The organism is Vibrio sp. CB1-5 (genome assembly GCF_059412285.1).
This window is the reverse complement of sequence record NZ_JBJHPB010000019.1, coordinates 1-20,588: the sequence shown is the minus strand read 5'-3', so window position 1 is coordinate 20,588 and position 20,588 is coordinate 1. Positions and strand designations below refer to the sequence as shown.

Annotated in this window: 18 protein-coding genes and 1 tRNA gene; 9 read left to right on the top strand and 10 right to left on the bottom strand. The window is 47.0% G+C overall.

Going from position 1 to position 20,588, the window contains the following annotated elements; genetic code table 11:
- Positions 1 to 200 precede the first annotated feature (200 nt).
- A complete protein-coding gene (gene fdhF / locus ACJB0T_RS14015; RefSeq protein ID WP_479289008.1) occupies positions 201 to 4,316 on the bottom strand; it encodes a formate dehydrogenase subunit alpha in 4,116 nt (1,371 codons plus the stop codon).
- Positions 4,317 to 4,747: 431 nt separating this feature from the next.
- Between fdhF and ACJB0T_RS14010 the strand changes: the two genes are divergently transcribed.
- Positions 4,748 to 5,161 (top strand): hypothetical protein, encoded by a 414-nt coding sequence (locus ACJB0T_RS14010; RefSeq protein ID WP_479289006.1) that lies wholly within the window; start codon positions 4,748 to 4,750, stop codon positions 5,159 to 5,161.
- Positions 5,162 to 5,408: 247 nt separating this feature from the next.
- Here the strand turns inward: ACJB0T_RS14010 and ACJB0T_RS14005 are convergent.
- A tRNA-Pro gene (locus ACJB0T_RS14005) sits at positions 5,409 to 5,485 on the bottom strand.
- A 257-nt stretch (positions 5,486 to 5,742) separates the two neighbouring features.
- On the opposite strand from ACJB0T_RS14005, the gene ACJB0T_RS14000 reads away from it, so the two are divergent.
- The 3 genes from ACJB0T_RS14000 (at position 5,743) to rluF (ending at position 7,820) form a co-directional block, all read left to right on the top strand.
- On the top strand, positions 5,743 to 5,883 hold the full coding sequence (locus tag ACJB0T_RS14000; protein ID WP_042473952.1) for a DUF3149 domain-containing protein: 141 nt from the start codon (positions 5,743 to 5,745) through the stop codon (positions 5,881 to 5,883).
- Positions 5,884 to 6,021: 138 nt separating this feature from the next.
- Positions 6,022 to 6,603, top strand: coding sequence for a DNA endonuclease SmrA (gene smrA, locus ACJB0T_RS13995; RefSeq protein WP_479289003.1), 582 nt, complete (start codon positions 6,022 to 6,024; stop codon positions 6,601 to 6,603).
- 71 nt (positions 6,604 to 6,674) lie between these two features.
- Complete coding sequence (gene rluF / locus ACJB0T_RS13990; protein ID WP_479289001.1) at positions 6,675 to 7,820, top strand: 23S rRNA pseudouridine(2604) synthase RluF; 1,146 nt, start codon at positions 6,675 to 6,677, stop codon at positions 7,818 to 7,820.
- 20 nt (positions 7,821 to 7,840) lie between these two features.
- On the opposite strand, the gene ybaK is transcribed toward rluF, so the two are convergent.
- The 8 genes from ybaK to hemA all read right to left on the bottom strand — a co-directional run bounded on the left by ybaK (position 7,841) and on the right by hemA (position 15,772).
- Positions 7,841 to 8,317, bottom strand: coding sequence for a Cys-tRNA(Pro) deacylase (gene ybaK, locus ACJB0T_RS13985; RefSeq protein WP_479288999.1), 477 nt, complete (start codon positions 8,315 to 8,317; stop codon positions 7,841 to 7,843).
- A gap of 80 nt (positions 8,318 to 8,397) precedes the next feature.
- Positions 8,398 to 10,062: a bifunctional UDP-sugar hydrolase/5'-nucleotidase UshA gene (gene ushA, locus ACJB0T_RS13980; protein WP_479288997.1), complete on the bottom strand. Its 1,665-nt coding sequence runs from the start codon at positions 10,060 to 10,062 to the stop codon at positions 8,398 to 8,400.
- Positions 10,063 to 10,443: 381 nt separating this feature from the next.
- On the bottom strand, positions 10,444 to 11,295 hold the full coding sequence (gene kdsA, locus ACJB0T_RS13975) for a 3-deoxy-8-phosphooctulonate synthase (RefSeq protein ID WP_479288995.1): 852 nt from the start codon (positions 11,293 to 11,295) through the stop codon (positions 10,444 to 10,446).
- 17 nt (positions 11,296 to 11,312) lie between these two features.
- On the bottom strand, positions 11,313 to 12,122 hold the full coding sequence (locus ACJB0T_RS13970; RefSeq protein WP_479288993.1) for a SirB1 family protein: 810 nt from the start codon (positions 12,120 to 12,122) through the stop codon (positions 11,313 to 11,315).
- Between the two features lie 3 nt (positions 12,123 to 12,125).
- Complete coding sequence (locus ACJB0T_RS13965) at positions 12,126 to 12,509, bottom strand: SirB2 family protein (RefSeq protein ID WP_112462325.1); 384 nt, start codon at positions 12,507 to 12,509, stop codon at positions 12,126 to 12,128.
- Between the two features lie 30 nt (positions 12,510 to 12,539).
- Positions 12,540 to 13,394, bottom strand: coding sequence for a peptide chain release factor N(5)-glutamine methyltransferase (gene prmC, locus ACJB0T_RS13960; RefSeq protein ID WP_479288990.1), 855 nt, complete (start codon positions 13,392 to 13,394; stop codon positions 12,540 to 12,542).
- A gap of 3 nt (positions 13,395 to 13,397) precedes the next feature.
- The gene (gene prfA, locus ACJB0T_RS13955) at positions 13,398 to 14,486 is read right to left on the bottom strand and encodes a peptide chain release factor 1 (RefSeq protein ID WP_479288988.1); all 1,089 of its coding nucleotides are present in this window, start codon (positions 14,484 to 14,486) and stop codon (positions 13,398 to 13,400) included.
- A gap of 26 nt (positions 14,487 to 14,512) precedes the next feature.
- Positions 14,513 to 15,772 carry a glutamyl-tRNA reductase gene (hemA, locus tag ACJB0T_RS13950; RefSeq protein ID WP_479288986.1) on the bottom strand — a complete coding sequence of 420 codons (1,260 nt, stop codon included), beginning with the start codon at positions 15,770 to 15,772 and terminating at the stop codon, positions 14,513 to 14,515.
- A 172-nt stretch (positions 15,773 to 15,944) separates the two neighbouring features.
- Here hemA and lolB point away from each other — a divergent pair, with 172 nt between their 5' ends.
- The 5 genes from lolB to ychF all read left to right on the top strand — a co-directional run bounded on the left by lolB (position 15,945) and on the right by ychF (position 20,242).
- Positions 15,945 to 16,565 (top strand): lipoprotein insertase outer membrane protein LolB, encoded by a 621-nt coding sequence (lolB, locus tag ACJB0T_RS13945; RefSeq protein ID WP_479288984.1) that lies wholly within the window; start codon positions 15,945 to 15,947, stop codon positions 16,563 to 16,565.
- 11 nt (positions 16,566 to 16,576) lie between these two features.
- On the top strand, positions 16,577 to 17,449 hold the full coding sequence (ispE, locus tag ACJB0T_RS13940; RefSeq protein ID WP_479292202.1) for a 4-(cytidine 5'-diphospho)-2-C-methyl-D-erythritol kinase: 873 nt from the start codon (positions 16,577 to 16,579) through the stop codon (positions 17,447 to 17,449).
- Between the two features lie 27 nt (positions 17,450 to 17,476).
- Positions 17,477 to 18,427 (top strand): ribose-phosphate pyrophosphokinase, encoded by a 951-nt coding sequence (locus tag ACJB0T_RS13935; RefSeq protein WP_479288982.1) that lies wholly within the window; start codon positions 17,477 to 17,479, stop codon positions 18,425 to 18,427.
- 121 nt (positions 18,428 to 18,548) lie between these two features.
- Positions 18,549 to 19,139, top strand: a complete 591-nt coding sequence (gene pth / locus ACJB0T_RS13930) for an aminoacyl-tRNA hydrolase (protein ID WP_479288980.1) — start codon at positions 18,549 to 18,551, stop codon at positions 19,137 to 19,139.
- 11 nt (positions 19,140 to 19,150) lie between these two features.
- On the top strand, positions 19,151 to 20,242 hold the full coding sequence (gene ychF / locus ACJB0T_RS13925; protein WP_479288978.1) for a redox-regulated ATPase YchF: 1,092 nt from the start codon (positions 19,151 to 19,153) through the stop codon (positions 20,240 to 20,242).
- Positions 20,243 to 20,588 lie beyond the last annotated feature (346 nt).

Genomic DNA, 20,588 nt, shown 5'->3' with positions numbered 1-20,588 from the left:
ACTAGCCCCGTCATACTTATTGTCACAGGGTGAATCAATTGCTCCTTCCCACCATTTCATTCCAAAAGTAGCCATAACATGATCGCAAGTTGCGTTCAGCCTAAAACACAGCCTAGAAACAAAGGAGCAAGCCAACTGGCTTGCTCCTTTTCGATATTTCGATATTTCGATATTTCGATATTTCGAAAGCTTGAATGACGCTACACCACTGGCTGTTCAACTCGCTCTAAACGTACTGCCGATACCTTAAACTCCGGAATTTTGGCATGGGGATCGGTCGCAGTATTGGTGAGCTTGTTTGCCGCCGATTCAGCAAAATGGAACGGAACAAACACCACGCCTTGCTGCATACGTTTGGTCACAAACGCTGGTGCGGAGATCTCCCCGCGGCGTGATACCAGCTTAACTGGCTCACCGTTCGCGACGCCCATCGCTTCGGCATCTTCTACGCTTATCATGATTCGCGGCCCTGCAAGGTTATCTAACCCTTTGGTTTTACGCGTCATGGTTCCGGTGTGGAACTGCTCAAGTAATCGCCCTGTGGTGAGTATCATTGGAAACTCTTTGTCCGGCAGCTCAGCCGCATATTCAAACGGAATCGCCGCCATTGCCCCTTTACCACGAATAAACTGGTCTTGGTGCATAATGCGAGTACCAAATGGCTTCACGTTGTTACACGGCCACTGCAATCCATTTTTACCCACCGATTGCCAGCGAATACCATGGTATTGCGGCGTCACATCAGCAATCTCTTCGGTGATGTCTTGAACGGATTCATACTGCCAATCACTACCCATCGCATTGGCGATAGATTGGATAATTTGCCAATCTTCACAGGCCTCGCCTGGGGCTTTTACAGCCGGTACCAAACGTTGTACTCGTCGCTCAGTATTAGTGAAGTGCCCCGCTTTTTCGGCAAAGGAATAGGACGGCAACACGACATCGGCTAACTGCGCGGTCTCGGTGAGGAAGATATCTTGCACTACCAAGAAGTCCAAAGATTTTAAGCCATGCACCGCATGTGCTTGATCTGGGTCGCTCAATACTGGGTTCTCGCCCATTACGTATAAGGCTTTGATGTCACCATCGCAGGCACCGTCGATGATCTCTGTCAGCGTCTTACCGCGCTCGGTTGGCAAATTGTCTCTGTTCCATGCTTTAGCAAACTTCGCTTGCACTTCTGGGTTGGTGACTTTTTGATAGCCCGGGAAGTCGGTTGGCAGCGCCCCCATATCACAAGAGCCTTGTACGTTTGATTGACCGCGAAGCGGGTTAATACCGCCACCTTCAACGCCGACATTGCCACAAAGCATCTGCAAGTTAGCAATAGAGCGTACATTATCATGACCCGTCGTGTGCTGGGTGATGCCCATCGAATAGAACACAGACGTCACTTTAGCGGTACCGATCAGTTCGGCAACTCGCTCAATATCAAATGCCGCGACACCAGTAATGAGCGCTGCATTTTCTGGGCTGTAGTCCGATTTACGGATCTCAGTGACGAACGACTCGTACCCCTCGGTGCGTTCATTGATGAACGCTTGATCGTGCCAGCCATTTTTGTCGATAACATGCATGATGGCATTGAGCAGCATCACATCCGTACCGGGACGATGACGCACATAAAGCTTGGCGTGGTCGGCCATATCGATGCGTTTTGGATCCGCGACAATAAGACGAGCGCCACCAGCAATCGCCTGTTTGATGTGTGACGCGATAATTGGGTGCGCCGCACTGGTATCAGATCCAATGATAAAAATGACATCGGAGTGCGCGATGCTCGGAATATCATTGGTCATTGCGCCACTGCCAAATGAAGCTTCAAGACCAGTCACCGTTGATGAGTGACAAAGTCTTGCACAGTGGTCGATGTTATTAGTGCCCAACTCTCGTCTAAACAACTTTTGGAACGCAAAGTTATCTTCGTTGGTGGTTTTGGCTGACGAGAACCCGGCTAAACTATCATTGCCGTACATCGACTTAATCTTGGTTAGTTTGTCCGCAACGTAGCTGATGGTTTCATCCCAAGACGCCGGTACTAGCTCACCCGCTTTGCGAATGAGAGGCGTAGTTAATCGCTCGTCACTATGAATGAAATCAAAGCCAAATCGACCTTTCACGCATAGCATACCTTGGTTGACCGGTGATGTTGGGTCACCTTTGACATAGCGAATTTTGTTGTTTTCCGCATCGACATACATTTCAACGCGGCAACCCACCCCGCAATAGGTACAGATGGTTTTGACTGGTGTGAGCATCTCTATCCGGCTATGGGATTTGTCTCGCTTATCCACCAGCGCTCCTGTTGGACATACCTGAACACAAGCACCGCATTGAACACAATTACTGTCTCCCATTGTGGCACCATCTGGGAATGACGGTCTATGGGCAGATTCAGAGAAGTTTAAAATGCCGTGTACTGATTCGGTCTGACAGGCATGAACACACGAACCACAACTAATACAACGGTTAGCATCGAACACAATGAACTCGCTGGATTTGTCCACCGGAAACATCTTGCGTTCTTCGGTATCAATCTCTCGATAATCAACCTGATATTCACTGGCGTAATCGCGCAAGTCACATTGAGTATTCGCCTGACAACCACATTCTAAACAGCGAGCGGCCTCTGCGATTGCGTCCGCATCACTCATTCCCAGTTCTACTTCTTGATAACTGGTTTGGCACAGTTCAGCATCGAGATGAGTGGCTTTGGCTCTCGACTTGGCGCGCTCTTGTAAATACTCCGCTTGACGAACTTCGGTTAATCGCTCAGCTTTACGGCTATTAAACGGCGCTGGTTCCGGTTTAAAGTGCCCTTCGAGAATGTAGCGCTCAATGGCGTCGGCGGCTTTTTTACCATCGGCAATGGCTTCAATGGCGGTCGCAGGGCCTCGTCTAAAATCACCGATACTATAGACGTTATAGCCATGGTGCATGGAATCACCATCGGCGGACGCGGTTCCCCAATCGGTCAGCGGTAGAGATTGGCGGGCAGTTTTTAGAAACTCCACATCCGGCTTTTGTGATAAAGCAGAGATAACGGTATCAAACTCCAAAGTCTGGGTTTCACCAGTAGCCACTGGGCGGCGACGTCCTGAGCTATCCGGTTCACCTAATGCCATGATTTCTAGCTCAATCGCTTTAACCCTGCCTTTTTCATTAGCAACGTTGCTCTTAGGGTTGGTCAAGAACTTGAACTTCACACCTTCAAGTTCAGCCGCTTCAATTTCATGTAGCTCTGCAGGCATTTCATTGCGAGTACGACGATAAATAATCGTGGTATCTGCCCCCTCACGGATAGCGGTACGCGCACAGTCTATCGCAGTATTGCCGCCACCAATCACCGCCACTTTACGCCCCATAGTAAAGTGCTTATCGGTCATATGATCTTTGAGGTAATCAACACCTAGAATGCAGCCATCCAAATCGGAGCCTGGATAAGGCATATTCACCGCTTTGGTTGCGCCAACGGCAAGGCAAACCGCTTCATAATTCGCGGTCAGATCATCGAGTGTGATGTCTTTTCCAAGCACAGTGTTGGTTCGAATTTGCATCCCACCACGACACATCAGCTCAATTTCCTTATCTAGGATATCTTTAGGCAGACGGTATTCTGGGATGCCGTAACGCAGCCAACCGCCCGCTTGCGGCATCGACTCAAACACATCAACAGCGAAACCTTGGTAACTGAGGTAGTAACCACAAGCTAGACCACCAGGGCCAGCACCAACGATAGCGACTCGATGGCCGTTGTATGGCAGCTTTGGAGGCTCGAACTGCTCGGCAAGAGACAAGTCAATATCAGCGGCATGACGCTTAAGCTGACGAATGGCCAGCGGCTCGTCGACTAAGCTGCGGCGACATTCGTGCTCACAAAATGCGGGGCAGACTCGGCCTATGGATATTGGCATCGGCAGCGTGTCTTTGATGACTTTCACTGCTTGATGATGATCGGCCTCAGCGATGTGGTACAGGTAGGTTTGAATATCGACATTCGCTGGGCAAGCGACTTTGCAAGGCGCTTCACAATCGGCATTGTGGTCGGCGAATATCTTATTGAGCGCTTGACGGCGCAATGTGTTGAGTTGAGTGGATTCGGTGACGATGGTCATTCCATCCTGCACTTGGGTTTCACAGGCTTTGACCACCCCTTGGCCGACCACTTCCACCACACACATGTCGCATGATTGTTTCTCGGCGTGCTTGCTTATTGAGCAAAGCGACGGAACATCCAATTTGATATCTTTGGCCACATCAAGAATGCTCTTGCTTTCGCGCAGTAGGTAAGACTGACCATTGATAATTACATTCATAGAGCTATCTCTTTTTAGACAGATGATTATTAGCCCACTGTGAATGCCGAGTAGCATCAAGACGGATCGCTCCCAGAATCAACATCAATAAGTTCGCACGCTACATTTTGCGAGCAAATCAATAAAGATGTGGCAGGTACAGCAAATCGTCAGCAACCAAGCTGATTATGATCGTCGTCACAGTGGTAGAACAAATCTAAAATGAGAATTTTTTTCGCTCTCAGGGGGTCCACCGCAAAGGGGGATTTACAAATAGGAGCATAACTGCCTCTAGTATAACCACACACTTTTAAAGGTCAAAATAAACCCACAAAATGTGTGACAATAACACTTAATCAGCGTCAGAGGGTGGCGTAAAATGGTAAATGTAGCTCTCCCGTAATTGATACTTTAAGCACGTCAGCAAGAACTACTCCAAGAGGAATCAATCAATGAAAATGCTTAAAGATATCGCCATCAGCTCAGTTATCACCACTATCGTTATGTTGGTGTTAAACGCGTCTTGGGACTGGGTATTTATTGCTAGCTTAGAAGTGGCAGTGCTGGCTTCTGTCATATTGGCTGGAATGCTAAAAGGGGCGATTTCTTTGGAGAAAGTGATGGCGGCTTATTTCCTAACGCACAAAAAGATGCCAAAACTTAAACGCGGTGTGTCTTCATACATTATTTTGGTCGGCTCTAAGTTTGTGGCCATGGGTGTAATTGCGATGCTATTTGGTCAGCATGTGGCATTTACTGGTGCGTTTGGTGGAATTGTGGCGTTTTTTGCGATTATTTTTGCTGTGTTGGGTGTGGAAGGAGTTATTGGGAAGGTAATGGCGCGCCGTGAGGTTGCTGTGGGTTAAACTGGCTGGCTCGTTCCTACCGTCACATCGCCTGTCTTTGGAACACGAACAACACTGTTTGAATTCTATATCCCCAGAACGCAAAAAGCCTCGCTAAATAGCGAGGCTTTTCTAAAAATGGTCGGTGAAGAGGGATTCGATGCGACTGGGCTTCCAGCCCCCGCCCCTCATGCGCATTCTTAATATCTCGTATTTCTAGAGGTCAGAATGCAAAAAAACCTCGCTGATTAGCGAGGTTTTTTAAAAATGGTCGGTGAAGAGGGATTCGAACCCCCGACCCTCTGGTCCCAAACCAGATGCGCTACCAAGCTGCGCTATTCACCGAGATTGCTGAGTGGCTTATTGCCTGTCAACGGATGCGTATATTACTGATAATTCTGAGGCGTGCAAGGCTTTTATAGCATCTTTTTGCTAAAACCGACTTGTTTGGTCAGCAACTAGCCAGAAGCACGAAAAATGTGACCAAATACACACACTAACATACAGGTCATTAACAGTCTGGGTACAATTGATCCAGATCAGTGTTCATTTTTACACCAAACGTTAACGTAACTCTGTCTTCACTACTTTTTGGAGGAAACATGGACTTTTGGCTTGATCTCCTATTTGGTAATGCAGTGGGCTTGTCTTCGATGATTGTCATCTTCGGGGCGTTTGGTCTGATGCTGTTTTACGGTGCTTTCTTCATATACAAAGTAATGAATGACAAATCTCCTCACTAGAATCGCTTAGCGTCTATGTAAATAGATAACTGCTATGCACCGGAGTGGATCGCCTGTTCACTCCGGTTTTTTATGCTCTCACTTTTGTGCTGACTTCGTATATACTGCGATTAAATTGGCTTATTTCGAGATGCAGTTATGTCTCAAGACGATGATCTAGACCTATTTCAACAAATGATGGGCGATGTGAAGCCTATCCAGCACGACACCGTCGAACTGAAAAAGTCCCACCAGGTTTCTGACTCGCAAATAGCAAAGCGCCAGGCCGCACTTTGGCTATCTGAGCAAGCCCCGGAATATCTCTCCATCGACTATGCTCCTATGGTCAAGCCTGACGACATTATCGAATTCAAACGTGATGGTGTGCAGGAAGGGGTGTATCGCAAGCTCAGGCTGGGCAAATACCCGCTTCAAGCAAAACTCGACTTACACAGACGAACACTGAAAGAAGCTCGTGATGACGTGATTAAGTTCTTGCAGCAATGTATGCGAATGGACATTCGCACCGTGATTATTGTCCATGGTCGTGGGGAGCGCTCAAACCCGCCCGCTCTTATGAAAAGCTACTTGGCAAACTGGCTAATGCAAATCAAAGATGTCCAGTGTGTTCATAGTGCTCAACGCTTCCACGGTGGCAGTGGTGCGGTGTATGTTATGTTGCGAAAGAGCCAAGAAAAGAAGCTTGAAAACCGCGAACGCCATCAAAAGCGCATGAGTTAAGTGACTTAAGGCCAAGTTGGGTATAAAATACGCGACCTTTAAAACTGACCAACATAGAGTGATAACCTCGCATGTCGAACCCTGCTGACGGAAAACGTCTCAACAAATACATCAGTGAAACGGGCTTTTGCTCGCGTCGTGAAGCGGATAGGCTCATTGAGCAGCAACGCGTAACGATCAACGGCAAGGTGCCGGAAATGGGCACAAAGGTGCTACCTGGCGATGATGTTGAGATTGATGGTAAACCTGTTCGTAGCAAGGAAAAGCCAATCTACATCGCGCTTAACAAGCCGACGGGTATTACCTGTACTACTGAGCGTGATGTGCCAGGAAACATTGTCGACTTTGTTGGTCACCACAAGCGTATCTTCCCTATTGGTCGATTAGATAAACCTTCCGATGGTCTTATCTTCTTAACCAATGACGGCGACATCGTGAATAAAATTCTTCGTGCTGGCAACAACCACGAAAAAGAGTACGTCGTCCGCGTCGATAAGCCGATCACTAAAGACTTCATCAAAAAGATGGGCGCAGGTGTCGCTATCCTTGATACCGTCACTTTGCCGTGTAAAGTTGAGCAAGAGACCAAGTTCTCGTTCCGTATTACGCTGACACAAGGCCTCAACCGTCAGATCCGCCGTATGTGTGAAGCATTAGGCTATGACGTTCTAAAACTGCGTCGCGTGCGTATTATGAACATCTCTATTGATGGCATTCCTAACGGCAAATGGCGCTACCTAAGCGATGAAGAAGTGGCAGAAATTCTGCGCATGTGTGAGGGTTCTGTCAGTACAGAAGAGGCTTCACGCAAAGACGCTAAGGGTCGCCGTATCACTAAGGCTACCGATGCTAAGTTGCACGATGCGCGTCGAGAAGCTGAGTTTGAGAAGAACCAGCGTGACGGAAAAAACCCGCGCTCAGCGAGTCGCAACAACCGTGACAACATGAAAACATATTCTGGTCACGGTGCCGATGAGTACCGCCGTAGCCCAAGCAAGCGTCGTCATTCTGATTCAGAGAACCAACGCAGTGAAGGTGGTCGTGGAGGCAAACCTAGCCAGCGTAAACCGAGTCATTCTGGTAATAAATCACGCCCTGCTAAACCTGTGTCAAAGACTGGGCCTGCTGCCAAAAGACCTGCCAACCCGAAATCCGGTCAGTCAGATTCGGGACAACGTAAGCCTCGTGTCGGTGGGACTTTATCGCTGAAAAAATGATATTTCAGTTCAGCAGCAAACTAAGCGTCACATAAATTCACAAATTTCGCTCGAGTTAGTGCCGCCAAATCAGTCGGTGCTAACTCAATCTCCAACCCGCGTTTTCCTGCACTGACGCACATCGCCTCTAGGCTCTCGGCCGAACTGTGAATAAACGTCGGCAATGCTTTCTTCTGGCCTAGAGGGCTAATACCACCAAGCACATAACCTGTCGTTTTCTGTGCGATCTCTTTATCTGCCATGTCGGCTTTTTTGCCACCAGCGGCTTTGGCTGCCAACTTCAAATTGAGCTTTTCTGCCACAGGAATGACGGCAACCGCTAGATTCTTGGGTTCACCATTGATAGCAAACAGTAAGGTTTTAAATACAGTTGCGGGATCTTGCCCTAGTGCTTCGACCGCTTCCAAACCATAACTCTCATGGCGAGGATCGTGATCGTATTGGTGAACGGTGTGAGTGATTTTCTTCTTTTTAGCTAGGTTGATTGCCGGGGTCATTGCTTACTCCAAAACTCGCAGACCAAAAAAACGGCGCCTTTCGGCACCGTTCTATTTATTGAATAAAAACCAGTTAAAGTCTAGTTTTTATAAACAATTTCGCCTTTTGGCTGATACTTATTCACATCAATTGGGCTGTTCGCTTCTAGGTACTCTTTTAGTACTTCTGCATCAACAAAGCCTGTGTTGACGTGACCTGGGTGACCCGTCAGTTTTGGATAGCCGTCACCACCTGCAGCGTTAAAGCTTGGTACGGTAAAGCGGTAAGTCGCTTTAGGATCCAGTGCTTTGCCATTAATAACGACGTTAGACACTGACTCTTTACCCACTGTCATTTCAATGCCAGCGAACTGCGCGTAAGCACCTGAGTCTACTGGTTTTGTCGCGACAACATTTAGGTAATCAAGAACTTCTGCACCTGTCATGTCGGTATAAGTAATGATGTTGCCAAATGGTTGAACGATCAGTACATCTTTATAAGTGACATCGCCTTCAGCGATAGAATCACGAACACCACCAGAGTTCATCACAGCAAAGTCCGCTTTTGCGCGTTCCATGTGTGCAGTACCAATCAAACGGCCTAGGTTAGTTTGGCTAAAGCGAACCACATTACGATCACCCTCTAGCTTGCCGTTTGTGTCAGCAATTTTCGCCCCTAGCTGCTCTTGGCCTTTTTCTTGGAATGGTGATAGGAAAGCGAGTAGCTCTGCATCTTGCTTGATTTCATCTTCAACCAATACGCGCTGTTTCTTACCGTCAATTTTGACTTTCTTCTTCAGGTTCACTGGAATCAAGTCGTAGCTCACCATGTTCAGCTCGCCGTTTTTGAACTCATAGTCAGCACGGCCTACGTATTTACCCCACTCGTACGCTTGAACAATCCAAGTACCGTTTTGCATATCTGGCTTACATTCGTCGCTTGGCTTGAAGTTCTTCTTAACGACGTTTGGCCCTTCCATACATACAGGCTCTTGTGAGTGACCACCCACAATCATGTCTAGGTCGCCTTCATTCAAGTAACGCGCTAGTGCTACGTCACCTGGTGCATTGACACCACGTTGACCATTTTCATAGTGGCCCATGTGAGTCACAGCAAAAATAAGATCAGGTTTTTCTGTCTCTTTTAGTTCAGCGATAAGCTTTTTCGCTTCTACTTTTGGATCACGGAATTCTATGTCACCGATGTATTCAGGGTTACCAATTTTAGCCGTATCTTCGGTCGTTAGACCGATAACCGCGATCTTGATGCCTTGCTTATCAAACATGTGGTAGGCATCGAATAGGCGCTCGCCAGTTTCTTTGTCGTAGATGTTGGCAGACAGCATTGGGAAGTTTGCCCACTCTTTCTGTTTAAACAGAACTTCTAGTGGGTTATCAAATTCGTGGTTACCTAGCGCCATCGCATCGTAACCAATCATGCTCATGCCTTTAAAGTCCGGCTCAGCGTCTTGAAGATCAGACTCTGGTACACCTGTGTTGATGTCACCACCAGAAAGTAGCAATACGCTGCCGCCTTCAGCTTCCACGTCAGAGCGAATTTGGTCGATCAACGTCTTACGCGCTGCCATGCCATATTCGCCATATTTGTTTTGCCAGAAGCGACCGTGATGGTCATTGGTATGCAGGATGGTTAGCTTGTACGTTTCATCAGCATTCCATTCTTGCTCGGGTTGAGTTGCGCATCCTGCTAGTGACGCGATGATAGCCGCACTGAGTACGGACTTAAACATAAGGCTTTTTTTCATTGTCATACCTTTTGAACTTTGGGGATCCACTGCCTAGAGCATATTGAAATCGCTCTCTTTTTGCCGATAAATATTTTAAAATGCCAAGAAGAACATTGACAAAATTTGCGTTAGTTTAAAGTAAGCTACCAAACATAACATTCCGATTTCACTTTTATGTAATCTATATCACAAGTTGATATAAACTCGCTGGCATAATAGTCAGTAATATATACTGCTGCTCGGAAACTGTACTGGATAGAGACGCCACAAAGCGAGCTATTCAACCAGTTAAGATCGATTTTTCTGCGAAGAAACGATTGCCCAACAGGATTAGTTAACATGAAAAAAAGCCAGCTCGAGTACAAGCTGGCTTTGTGTTTTCTATTGAGTCGCTAGAGACTATTTGATGTCGATATGATCGAACCCTTTAATCAAATCATCCAGCGCTTTCATTTGAGCTAAGAACGGCTCTAACTTGTCGAGTGGTAAAGCTGATGGGCCGTCACAACGTGCTTTGTCTGGGTCTGGGTGCGCCTCGATAAATAGACCAGCAATGCCCGTCGCAAGGCCTGCTTTCGCAAGTTCTACCGTCTGTTCGCGGCGGCCACCTGAAGCTGCACCAGATGGATCACGCATCTGCAGTGAGTGCGTCACATCAAAGATAATTGGGCTGCCGTTTGAGGCTTTCTTCATTACACCAAAACCAAGCATGTCAACCACTAGGTTGTCGTAACCATGGCAAGAGCCGCGCTCACAAAGGATGATGTTGTCGTTGCCGCACTCAGCAAATTTATCCACAATGTTGCCAACTTGGCCAGGGCTCATGAACTGAGGCTTCTTCACGTTGATTACAGCGCCTGTCTTAGCCATCGCTTCAACAAGGTCTGTTTGACGAGCTAGGAATGCTGGTAGTTGAATCACGTCCACTACGTCTGCGACTGGTTGAGCTTGCGCTTCAGTGTGAACGTCGGTAATGATTTTCACACCGAAGGTGTCTTTCAGCTCTTGGAAGATTTTCATGCCTTCTTCCAGACCTGGACCACGGTATGAGTGCACAGAGCTGCGGTTAGCTTTATCAAATGAAGCTTTGAATACGTAAGGAATACCCAGCTTCTCTGTTACCTTCACATAGTGCTCACAGATCTGCATCGCAAGATCACGTGATTCCAATACGTTCATACCCGCGAATAGCGTGAAAGGCTTGTCATTCGCAACTGGGATATCGCCTACGTGTACAGTTTTCATTTCCATGTTGTTATTCTCAGAGTTTAGTGAAGGGTCACAGGGGTACGGCCAATCGCAGTCACCTGTGTTTTTAGTAATTCGATTGCTGGGTCATCTGGGCATTGTTCAATAAAGTATTGAAAATCACTTGCCGCAATTTGATGACAATCTAGCTGTTGATAAATATAGCCGCGATCGCGAATTTCGTATGGATCGTCTGGTACAAACGTCAGAGCCAAATCGGTACATTGCAGAGCTAAGGTATATTTCTCTTCACGTAGCAGCGCACTTTTTAGTAGCGCTAACCAACGACCAATCACAGTTGGATTATCAACCGTTTCAAGGTGCTTAGCTTCTAGCTTAGCAAGTGGGCCTTCATGACCAATCAGCCATGCCTGTAAACGTTTTTTGCTAACATACTCACCGTCGTATGGATTGATGTAAACTGGCGCTTCATTCGGCCAACACACTTTGACCAAAAATTGAGTCGGGAAAGTGACAGCTTCCATAGGTAAGCCAAGCTTGCTACCAAGGTAGAGCAAAATAGAGCCAAGGCTCACTGGCACACCTTTACGGCGCTCTAGTACCTTATCGATGAAGGCATTGTCCGATGAGAAGTACTCATCGTCATCACCTTTAAATTGCCACTCAGTATAAAACAAGCGAAGCAGCGCATCTAAACGCTGCTTATCATCCACTTCGTGAAACAATTGCTGCTCAGCCTCTTTGGCTAAGCGCGCGAGTTCAAGTTCAGCCCAATGCTGCTGCGTCTCTGGATCCACTGCTTTGTTTAAGATCAGTGCACCTTCTGCTAACTCTATCGCATCAAAATCTTCGTCAAACAGTTCAATCATGGTTTACCCCATTAGGAATGGCGTTTTTAGCATGGCAATCTTCGCTGCCATCAATAGCCACCCTAGCGCACCAAAAAAGGCGCATGTTCTTAATAAATTGTTCTTTGCCAGCTTTAGCGTGAAAAAGGCCAATGCAAAGTAGGCCATAATGCAAGTCACTTTCTCGGTCATCCAAGGCGCTGCATCAGTAAAAGGGACAAAGCCGGTGTAAGCAATAAGTCCAAAACCAGAAAGCAGTAAAAGAGAGTCGTTAATGTGCGGGAAGCGTTTTAGAAACGGTAAATTCACTTTTGGGGAATTCATCATCATCAGTCCGTATCGAACCGACAATAAAGCCACTGAAATCGCAATCGTCAACAAGTGAAAATGCTTTAATCCTTCATACATATGAGCGTCTCTCTTACTTTCTTTTGGTTGTTATGGGTGCCACTTTCCGAGTGTCACTCTATCGTTGTTGCCGTAATCTTTCTCTGTGGTGACTTCGGTAAAACCATGGTGTTCCATGATGCGTCTCACCGCGTCCCCCTGTTCAAAACCGTGTTCGAACAAAAGCCAGCCACCATCAAGCAAATAGCTTGGTGCAGCCGCTGAAATCGTTTCTATATCGGCCAAACCGTTATTTTCTGCAACTAATGCAGACGACGGCTCAAAACGCACATCCCCTTGAGAAAGATGGGGGTCGTTTTCATCAATATAAGGTGGGTTGGAGACAATAATCGCAAACTTGTGACCATGGTCAATTGGCCTAAACCAGCTGCCTTGAGCAAAGCGAACATTGCGAATATTCAGTTTAGCGGCGTTGCTGTTGGCAAGCTCTACGGCTTCTTGCTGAAAGTCCACTCCCTGAAGCTGACGCTTTGGAAGCTCCGATGCCAAAGCAAGCGCAATCGCGCCAGTACCCGTACCTAGATCGAGCAGATCACCATCGATAAGCATCGCTTTATCTAGGGCAAGCTCGACTAAGCGTTCAGTATCAGGTCTTGGGATAAGCGTGCTAGGTGCAACATTGAGTGGCAATGACCAAAACTCTCGTTCGCCTAGGATATATGCGACAGGCTCACCTGCAGTGCGTCTTGCCATTAGCGCGTCGAACTGGGTTGTCTGCTCTTTGGTTAGCTCTTTTTCCGGCCATGTGAGCAAGTAGCTTCGCGGCTTTTCAAGGGCGTGACACAGCAATACTGCCGCATCTAGGCTTGGCGAGTCGCTACCTGACTCAGAAAGAACAAACGATGCTCGTTTGAGCACCGCTTCTATAGACATATCTAGCGACATGAATTAGTGGTTCTCTGCAAGCGCAGCCAGCTGATCCGCTTGGTGTTCTTGAAGTACTGGATCGATAAGGCTTGCCATATCACCTTCCATTACTTCATTCAAACGGTACAGTGTTAGGTTGATGCGGTGATCAGACACACGGCCTTGTGGGTAGTTGTAAGTACGGATACGGTCACTACGGTCACCAGAACCTAGTAGGTTACGACGAGCATCAGAAACCTCTGCCGCACGGCGAGCTTCTTCAGCTTGAACGATACGTGCTGCTAGTACAGCCATCGCTTTCGCTTTGTTCTTATGCTGTGAACGCTCATCCTGACACTCTACCACTGTACCTGTTGGTAAGTGGGTAATACGAATCGCAGAGTCAGTGGTGTTAACGTGCTGACCACCAGCGCCGGATGCACGGAAGGTATCAATCTTAAGATCCGCTGCTTTGATTTCTGGCAGATCCGCTTCTGGGATCTCAGGCATTACCGCAACAGTACATGCTGACGTGTGAACACGACCTTGCGATTCTGTTTCTGGAACACGCTGTACACGGTGACCACCAGATTCAAACTTCATTGTACCGTAAACTGCATCACCAGATACTTTCGCGATCATCTCTTTATAACCGCCCTGCTCTGACTCATTGCAGCTCATCACCTCAATACGCCAGCCTTTTTTCTCTGCAAACTTAGAGTACATACGGAATAGGTTGCCCGCGAAGATACCCGCTTCGTCACCACCTGCGCCAGCACGGATTTCAAGGAAACAGTTGCGCTCATCGTTTGGATCTTTTGGAAGAAGAAGAATTTGCAGCTCATCCGCTAGCGATTCGATCGATGCTTTTGCTTCTTTGATCTCTTCTTGAGCCATTTCGCGCATTTCTGCATCGTCTTCTTTTGCCATCTCTTCTGCTGCTTCAAGATCGTCTTGCGCTTGCTGATAGGCTTGGAAACACTTGGTCACTTCTTCAAGTTGAGAGTACTCTTTTGATAGAGCACGGAACTTGTCTTGATCACCGATAATACCAGGGTCACCAAGTAGATGTTGAACTTCTTCGTAGCGTTCAACCAGAGTTTCCAATTTTACTAGAATGGAGGCTTTCATAATTGCGTCTTTTCTCGGGGTGAGGCTTATTTCGTTTGGTCTAAACCCAAACTCTGTCGGATAACTGCCAATTTCGCAGGATCACCCTGCTCAGCAGCATCTTGCAGCGCTTTGGTCGGCGCGTGAATAAGCTTGTTTGTTAATTTATTACTGAGCTCTAACAGCACTTTTTCTGGGTCTCCCCCTGCTGCTAATGCTTGTAAGCTTTTTGAAAGTATATCTTGTCTAGTGTCATTCGCTTGTTTGCGATACTGCCTAATACTATCCACTGCCTGCAATGAGCGCATCCAAGACATAAACTGCGCGCTCTCTTCGCTGACAATCGCTTCAGCTTGAATGGCTTCTACTTTACGCTGCTCGATATTGCTATCGACAATAGACTGTAGGTCATCAACGGTGTAAAGGTAAGCATCATTTAGCTCGCCGACTTGTGACTCAATGTCACGCGGTACAGCAATATCGATGAGCAGCATTGGTTGAAAACGGCGCTTCTTAATCGCGGTCTCTACCATGCCTTTACCAATAATAGGCAATGGACTCGCTGTTGAACTGATTACGATATCGGCTTGTGGCAATACCTCGGGAATATCATTCAGCGCAATAACCTGCGCACCGAACTGGGTGGCGAGCACTTCTGCGCGCTCTTTGGTTCGGTTGGCGACGATCATCTTTTTACAGCCTTGTCCTTCGAGGTGCTTAGCAACCAATTCGATGGTTTCACCAGCGCCTACCAGCAACACGGTTGAGTCCGCCAAAGATTCAAAGATCTGTCTTGCCAGTGTCGTTGCCGCATAAGCGACAGAAACCGCACTGCCACCAATTTCGGTTTCAGTACGAACGCGTTTCGCAACAGAGAAGGTTTTTTGGAACAGTTTCTCTATACCACCTTCTACCGATTGGTGGTCACGAGCGTCACTATAGGCTTGCTTAACTTGACCAAGAATTTGCGGCTCACCCAGTACTAAAGAGTCTAGGCCGCAAGACACGCGCATTAAGTGTTTGATCGCCGCTTGCTCTTCGTACACATACAAAGAAGGCTTTAACTCATCTGCTGGCACGTCGTGAAAGCGCACCAACCAATCAATAAGTTGTGCTTTATTGGTATCACCGGTGTCGCAGTAGATTTCTGTGCGGTTACAGGTCGACAAAATTACCGAGCCATTAACTTTGGCATTGTCTCTCAGCTCATTCAATGCTCGGTCGAGTTTTTCCGGTGGGAACGCCACCTTTTCTCTCAGATCCACTGACGCTGTATTGTGGTTAATACCAATAGCAAGCAATGACATGTAACGCGAATTCTCTGATACAGATTTGACAAATAGGGCAGAATTTTACTTGATGGCACCACTTATTGAAAGACTCTGACCAATATGTTTTCCTGAGTTTGTGGGATTGATGCTATAGTCTGTCAATATTGTATTGAATTTGCACAATAATCCATCACGTAAGTAGTTTCCTATGCACAGACTTTTTCGTCGCCTGTTTTACACATTGACGGCACTGTTTTTGTTTGGCTGTAGCACAATGCCGCCTGAGCCACAAAGTGTCGAATGGCAAGCTCACCAAGCCGAACTCAACGCCCTAACCCAATATAAGGCTAGTGGTAAACTTGGCTACATTTCGCCAGAGCAGCGCCAAACCTTGAACTTCTATTGGACTTACTCTGCTAATTTGACTCAAGTTCGCCTTACCACCTTCCTTGGCCAAACGGTTTTTAACCTCACGTCAACGCCCAATGGCGCGTTTATTGAAACCTATGACGACCAAAAACTGTCTGGTGAAGACGCTAACTTGCTTATTTACCAGTTAACAGGGCTCAATATTCCTATCGAGCAGTTGTCAGGTTGGCTTATTGGTCAGCCAAACTCTGCCGATAGCTATCAGCTTAACGAGTTCAACACGGTAGCGAGCCTGACCAAGCAACTTAACAAGAAGGACTGGCAGCTAAACTACACCGAATATCGCAGCTTCACCCTTGAAGATGAAGCTCGCACACTACCTATGCCAACTCGAATGCAGCTAGTGCAAGACGATACCAAACTCAATCTCGTTGTTTCCAAATGGACTATCAAACAGTGACCGAACGTACCATGATCACCGACACCACCACTTGGCCAAGCCCAGCCAAACTCAATTTGTTTCTCTACATCACGGGTCGACAAGCCAATGGCTATCATGAGCTGCAAACCCTGTTTCAATTCATTGATCTTTGTGACTCACTAGAAATCACCGCTAACGACAGCGGCGACATTACGCTGTCGCCAGAAATCGAAGGGGTAGCCACACAAGACAACCTCATTTGGAAAGCAGCCAGTGCGCTTCAAGCGAAGGCTCAGTGCTCTTATGGCGCCCATATTAAGCTCGATAAAATTCTTCCAATGGGCGGTGGTATTGGTGGCGGCTCATCGAATGCTGCAACGGCATTGGTAGCGCTGAACTTCTTATGGCAAACCCAACTTAGTTTTGATGAACTGGCGGAAATTGGTCTCAAGCTCGGTGCTGACGTGCCGGTATTTGTGCGTGGCTTCGCCGCATTTGCAGAAGGTGTTGGTGAAAAACTCAGCGCAGCCGAGCCCGAGGAGCTTTGGTATTTGGTCGTAAAACCAAAAGTCAGCATTGCGACCGTGGATATCTTTACCCATCCCGACTTGACGCGAAATACGCCGAAGCAAGAGCTGGCAACGCTTCTAGACAGCCCTTACGGAAACGATTGCGAAAAAATTGTCCGAATGCTGTATCCAGAGGTTGATAACCAACTTTCATGGCTGCTACAATACGCGCCGTCAAGATTGACGGGTACTGGCTCGTGCGTGTTTTCAGAGTTTAAAACTCAGGAAAATGCACAAAAAGTCCTAGAACTGCTTCCTGACACTGTCTCCGCTTATGTGGCGAAAGGGTGCAACCGCTCTCCTTTACTAGAGACCCTGGCTAACTATGAATTAGCCCTATTACAATCTGTTTAAACTGGACGCAACCCTGAGGTTTCCACCGTGCCTGATATGAAGCTATTTGCTGGTAACGCAACACCTGAACTAGCCCAACGTATTGCTGACCGTCTATACATCTCTCTAGGAGATGCTACTGTTGACCGTTTCTCTGACGGCGAAGTCGCTGTTCAAATCAACGAAAACGTTCGTGGTAGTGATGTATTCATCATTCAGTCAACTTGTGCGCCAACTAACGACAACCTAATGGAGTTAGTGGTAATGATTGATGCAATGCGCCGCGCTTCAGCAGGCCGTATTACTGCTGTTATTCCTTACTTTGGTTACGCTCGTCAAGACCGTCGAGTACGTTCTGCACGTGTGCCAATCACTGCAAAGGTTGTTGCAGATTTCCTTTCAAACGTTGGTGTTGACCGCGTTCTTACTATCGACCTACACGCAGAGCAGATTCAAGGCTTCTTCGATGTACCTGTAGACAACATCTTCGGTACGCCAGTGCTTCTTGAAGATATGGCTGAGCGTGGTCTAGAAGATCCAGTAGTTGTTTCACCTGACCTAGGCGGCGTTGTGCGTGCTCGTGCGACAGCTAAAGCACTAGGCGACATCGATATCGCAATCGTCGACAAGCGTCGTCCACGCGCTAACGTATCTGAAGTGATGAACCTAATCGGTGATGTTGAAGGTCGCGACTGTGTGATCGTTGACGACATGATCGATACTGGCGGTACGCTATGTAAAGCAGCAGAAGCGCTTAAAGAGCGCGGTGCTAAGCGTGTATTCGCTTACGCAACTCACGCTGTATTCTCTGGCAACGCTGCTAAGAACATCAAAGACTCTGTACTTGACCAAGTTATCGTGACTGACTCAATCACGCTTTCTAAAGAGATGGCTGCCACTGGTAAAGTGACTCAGCTAACTCTATCTAGCATGCTTGCTGAAGCTATTCGTCGCATCAGCAACGAAGAGTCTATCTCTGCGATGTTTACTTCAAAGTAATCCTCGCCTAGAAATGAGAAAACCACTTCCCTTCGAAGTGGTTTTTTTATATTCACATTTTTTTGTGCCAATTTAGTGTGCTATCATACCGCGCTTTTGAGATTCAAGAGAGATCTTAACGTTGACTCAGCAGATAAAATTGCTTGTAGGCCTTGCCAATCCTGGACCTGAATACGCTCGTACGCGTCACAATGCAGGTGCTTGGGTGGTAGAGGAACTCGCTCGTATCCATAACGTCACTTTAAAAAACGAACCAAAGTTCTTCGGTCTCACAGGACGAATTCTGGTCAATGGCAGTGACTTAAGACTGTTAATCCCGACCACATTTATGAACCTGTCTGGCAAAGCGATTGCAGCACTTGCGAAGTTTTATCAGATCAAGCCTGAAGAGATCATGGTCGCTCACGATGAGCTAGACTTACCTCCGGGCGTTGCCAAGTTCAAAAAAGGTGGTGGTCATGGCGGACACAATGGTTTAAAAGACACCATTAGCAAGCTGGGCAACAATAAAGAATTTTATCGTCTAAGGATCGGCATTGGCCATCCTGGGCACAAAGACAAAGTAGCGGGTTATGTTCTCGGTAAAGCACCAGCAAAAGAGCAAGAATGCCTTGATGCTGTTGTCGATGAATCCGTACGCAGTCTCGACATCTTACTGAAAGATGGCCTGACAAAAGCACAAAATCGCTTACACACCTTCAAAGCTGAATAAGGTTTACAATCATGGGTTTTAAATGTGGCATCGTTGGTCTACCAAACGTAGGTAAGTCAACTCTGTTTAACGCACTGACTAAAGCTGGTATCGAAGCAGCAAACTTCCCGTTCTGTACTATCGAACCAAACACAGGCGTAGTACCTGTGCCAGATCTACGTCTAGACGCGCTGGCGAAAATTGTTAATCCACAAAAGATCCTTCCAACAACAATGGAATTTGTGGACATCGCAGGTCTTGTTGCTGGTGCATCTAAAGGTGAAGGTCTGGGCAACAAATTCCTAGCGAACATCCGTGAAACTGACGCTATCGGTCACGTAGTTCGTTGTTTTGAGAACGAAAACATCGTTCACGTTGCAGGTAAAGTATCACCAATCGAAGATATCGAGGTGATCAACCTTGAGCTCGCTCTTGCTGACCTAGACTCTTGTGAGCGTGCAATTCAGCGTAATGCTAAGAAAGCAAAGGGCGGCGATAAAGACGCGAAGTTCGAGCTAACGGTACTTGAAAAACTACTACCGGTTCTTACCGAAGGTGGCATGGCGCGTACTGTTGATCTTGCAAAAGAAGAGCTAGCAGCCGTTGGTTACCTAAACTTCCTAACGCTAAAACCAACCATGTACATCGCAAACGTGAATGAAGATGGTTTTGAAGACAACCCGTATCTTGATGCAGTACGCGAGTACGCAGAAAAAGAAAACAACGTGGTTGTTGCAGTTTGTGCATCTATCGAGTCTGAGCTTTCTGAGCTAGACGACGAAGATCGCGAAGAGTTCCTAGCTGATATGGGTATTGAAGAACCAGGTCTTAACCGAGTGATCCGCTCTGGTTACGAGCTACTGACTCTACAAACCTATTTCACAGCGGGTGTTAAAGAAGTTCGAGCTTGGACAATTCCTATTGGTGCAACTGCACCGCAAGCGGCAGGTAAGATCCACACTGACTTCGAAAAAGGCTTCATTCGTGCAGAAGTTGTTGGTTATGACGACTTCATCCAATACAACGGCGAGTCTGGAGCAAAAGATGCAGGTAAATGGCGTCTAGAAGGTAAAGAATACATCGTTAAAGATGGTGATGTAGTTCACTTCCGCTTCAACGTGTAATTTCTACATACTCGTTATTGTTTAAAAAGCCAGCAGTTGCTGGCTTTTGTTGTTTTACAAGGCTATCAACTCACAATGAGACCTTACTTCAGAGCAAACAGCACTTCAGAAAATCGACAATTTTTTAGCAGTTTTAGATCATAAACAGAGCTGTTTGATTAAAAAAAGTTCGAACGGCACTTTTTCGCAAATTTCTTCACAAAAAAAGTTGACGCATCACACTCAACTCCGCATAATGCGCCCCGTTCTCAGCGATAAGGCAACTTTCGAAGAGAATCAACAATATGGAAATGGCTACGTAGCTCAGCTGGTTAGAGCACATCACTCATAATGATGGGGTCACAGG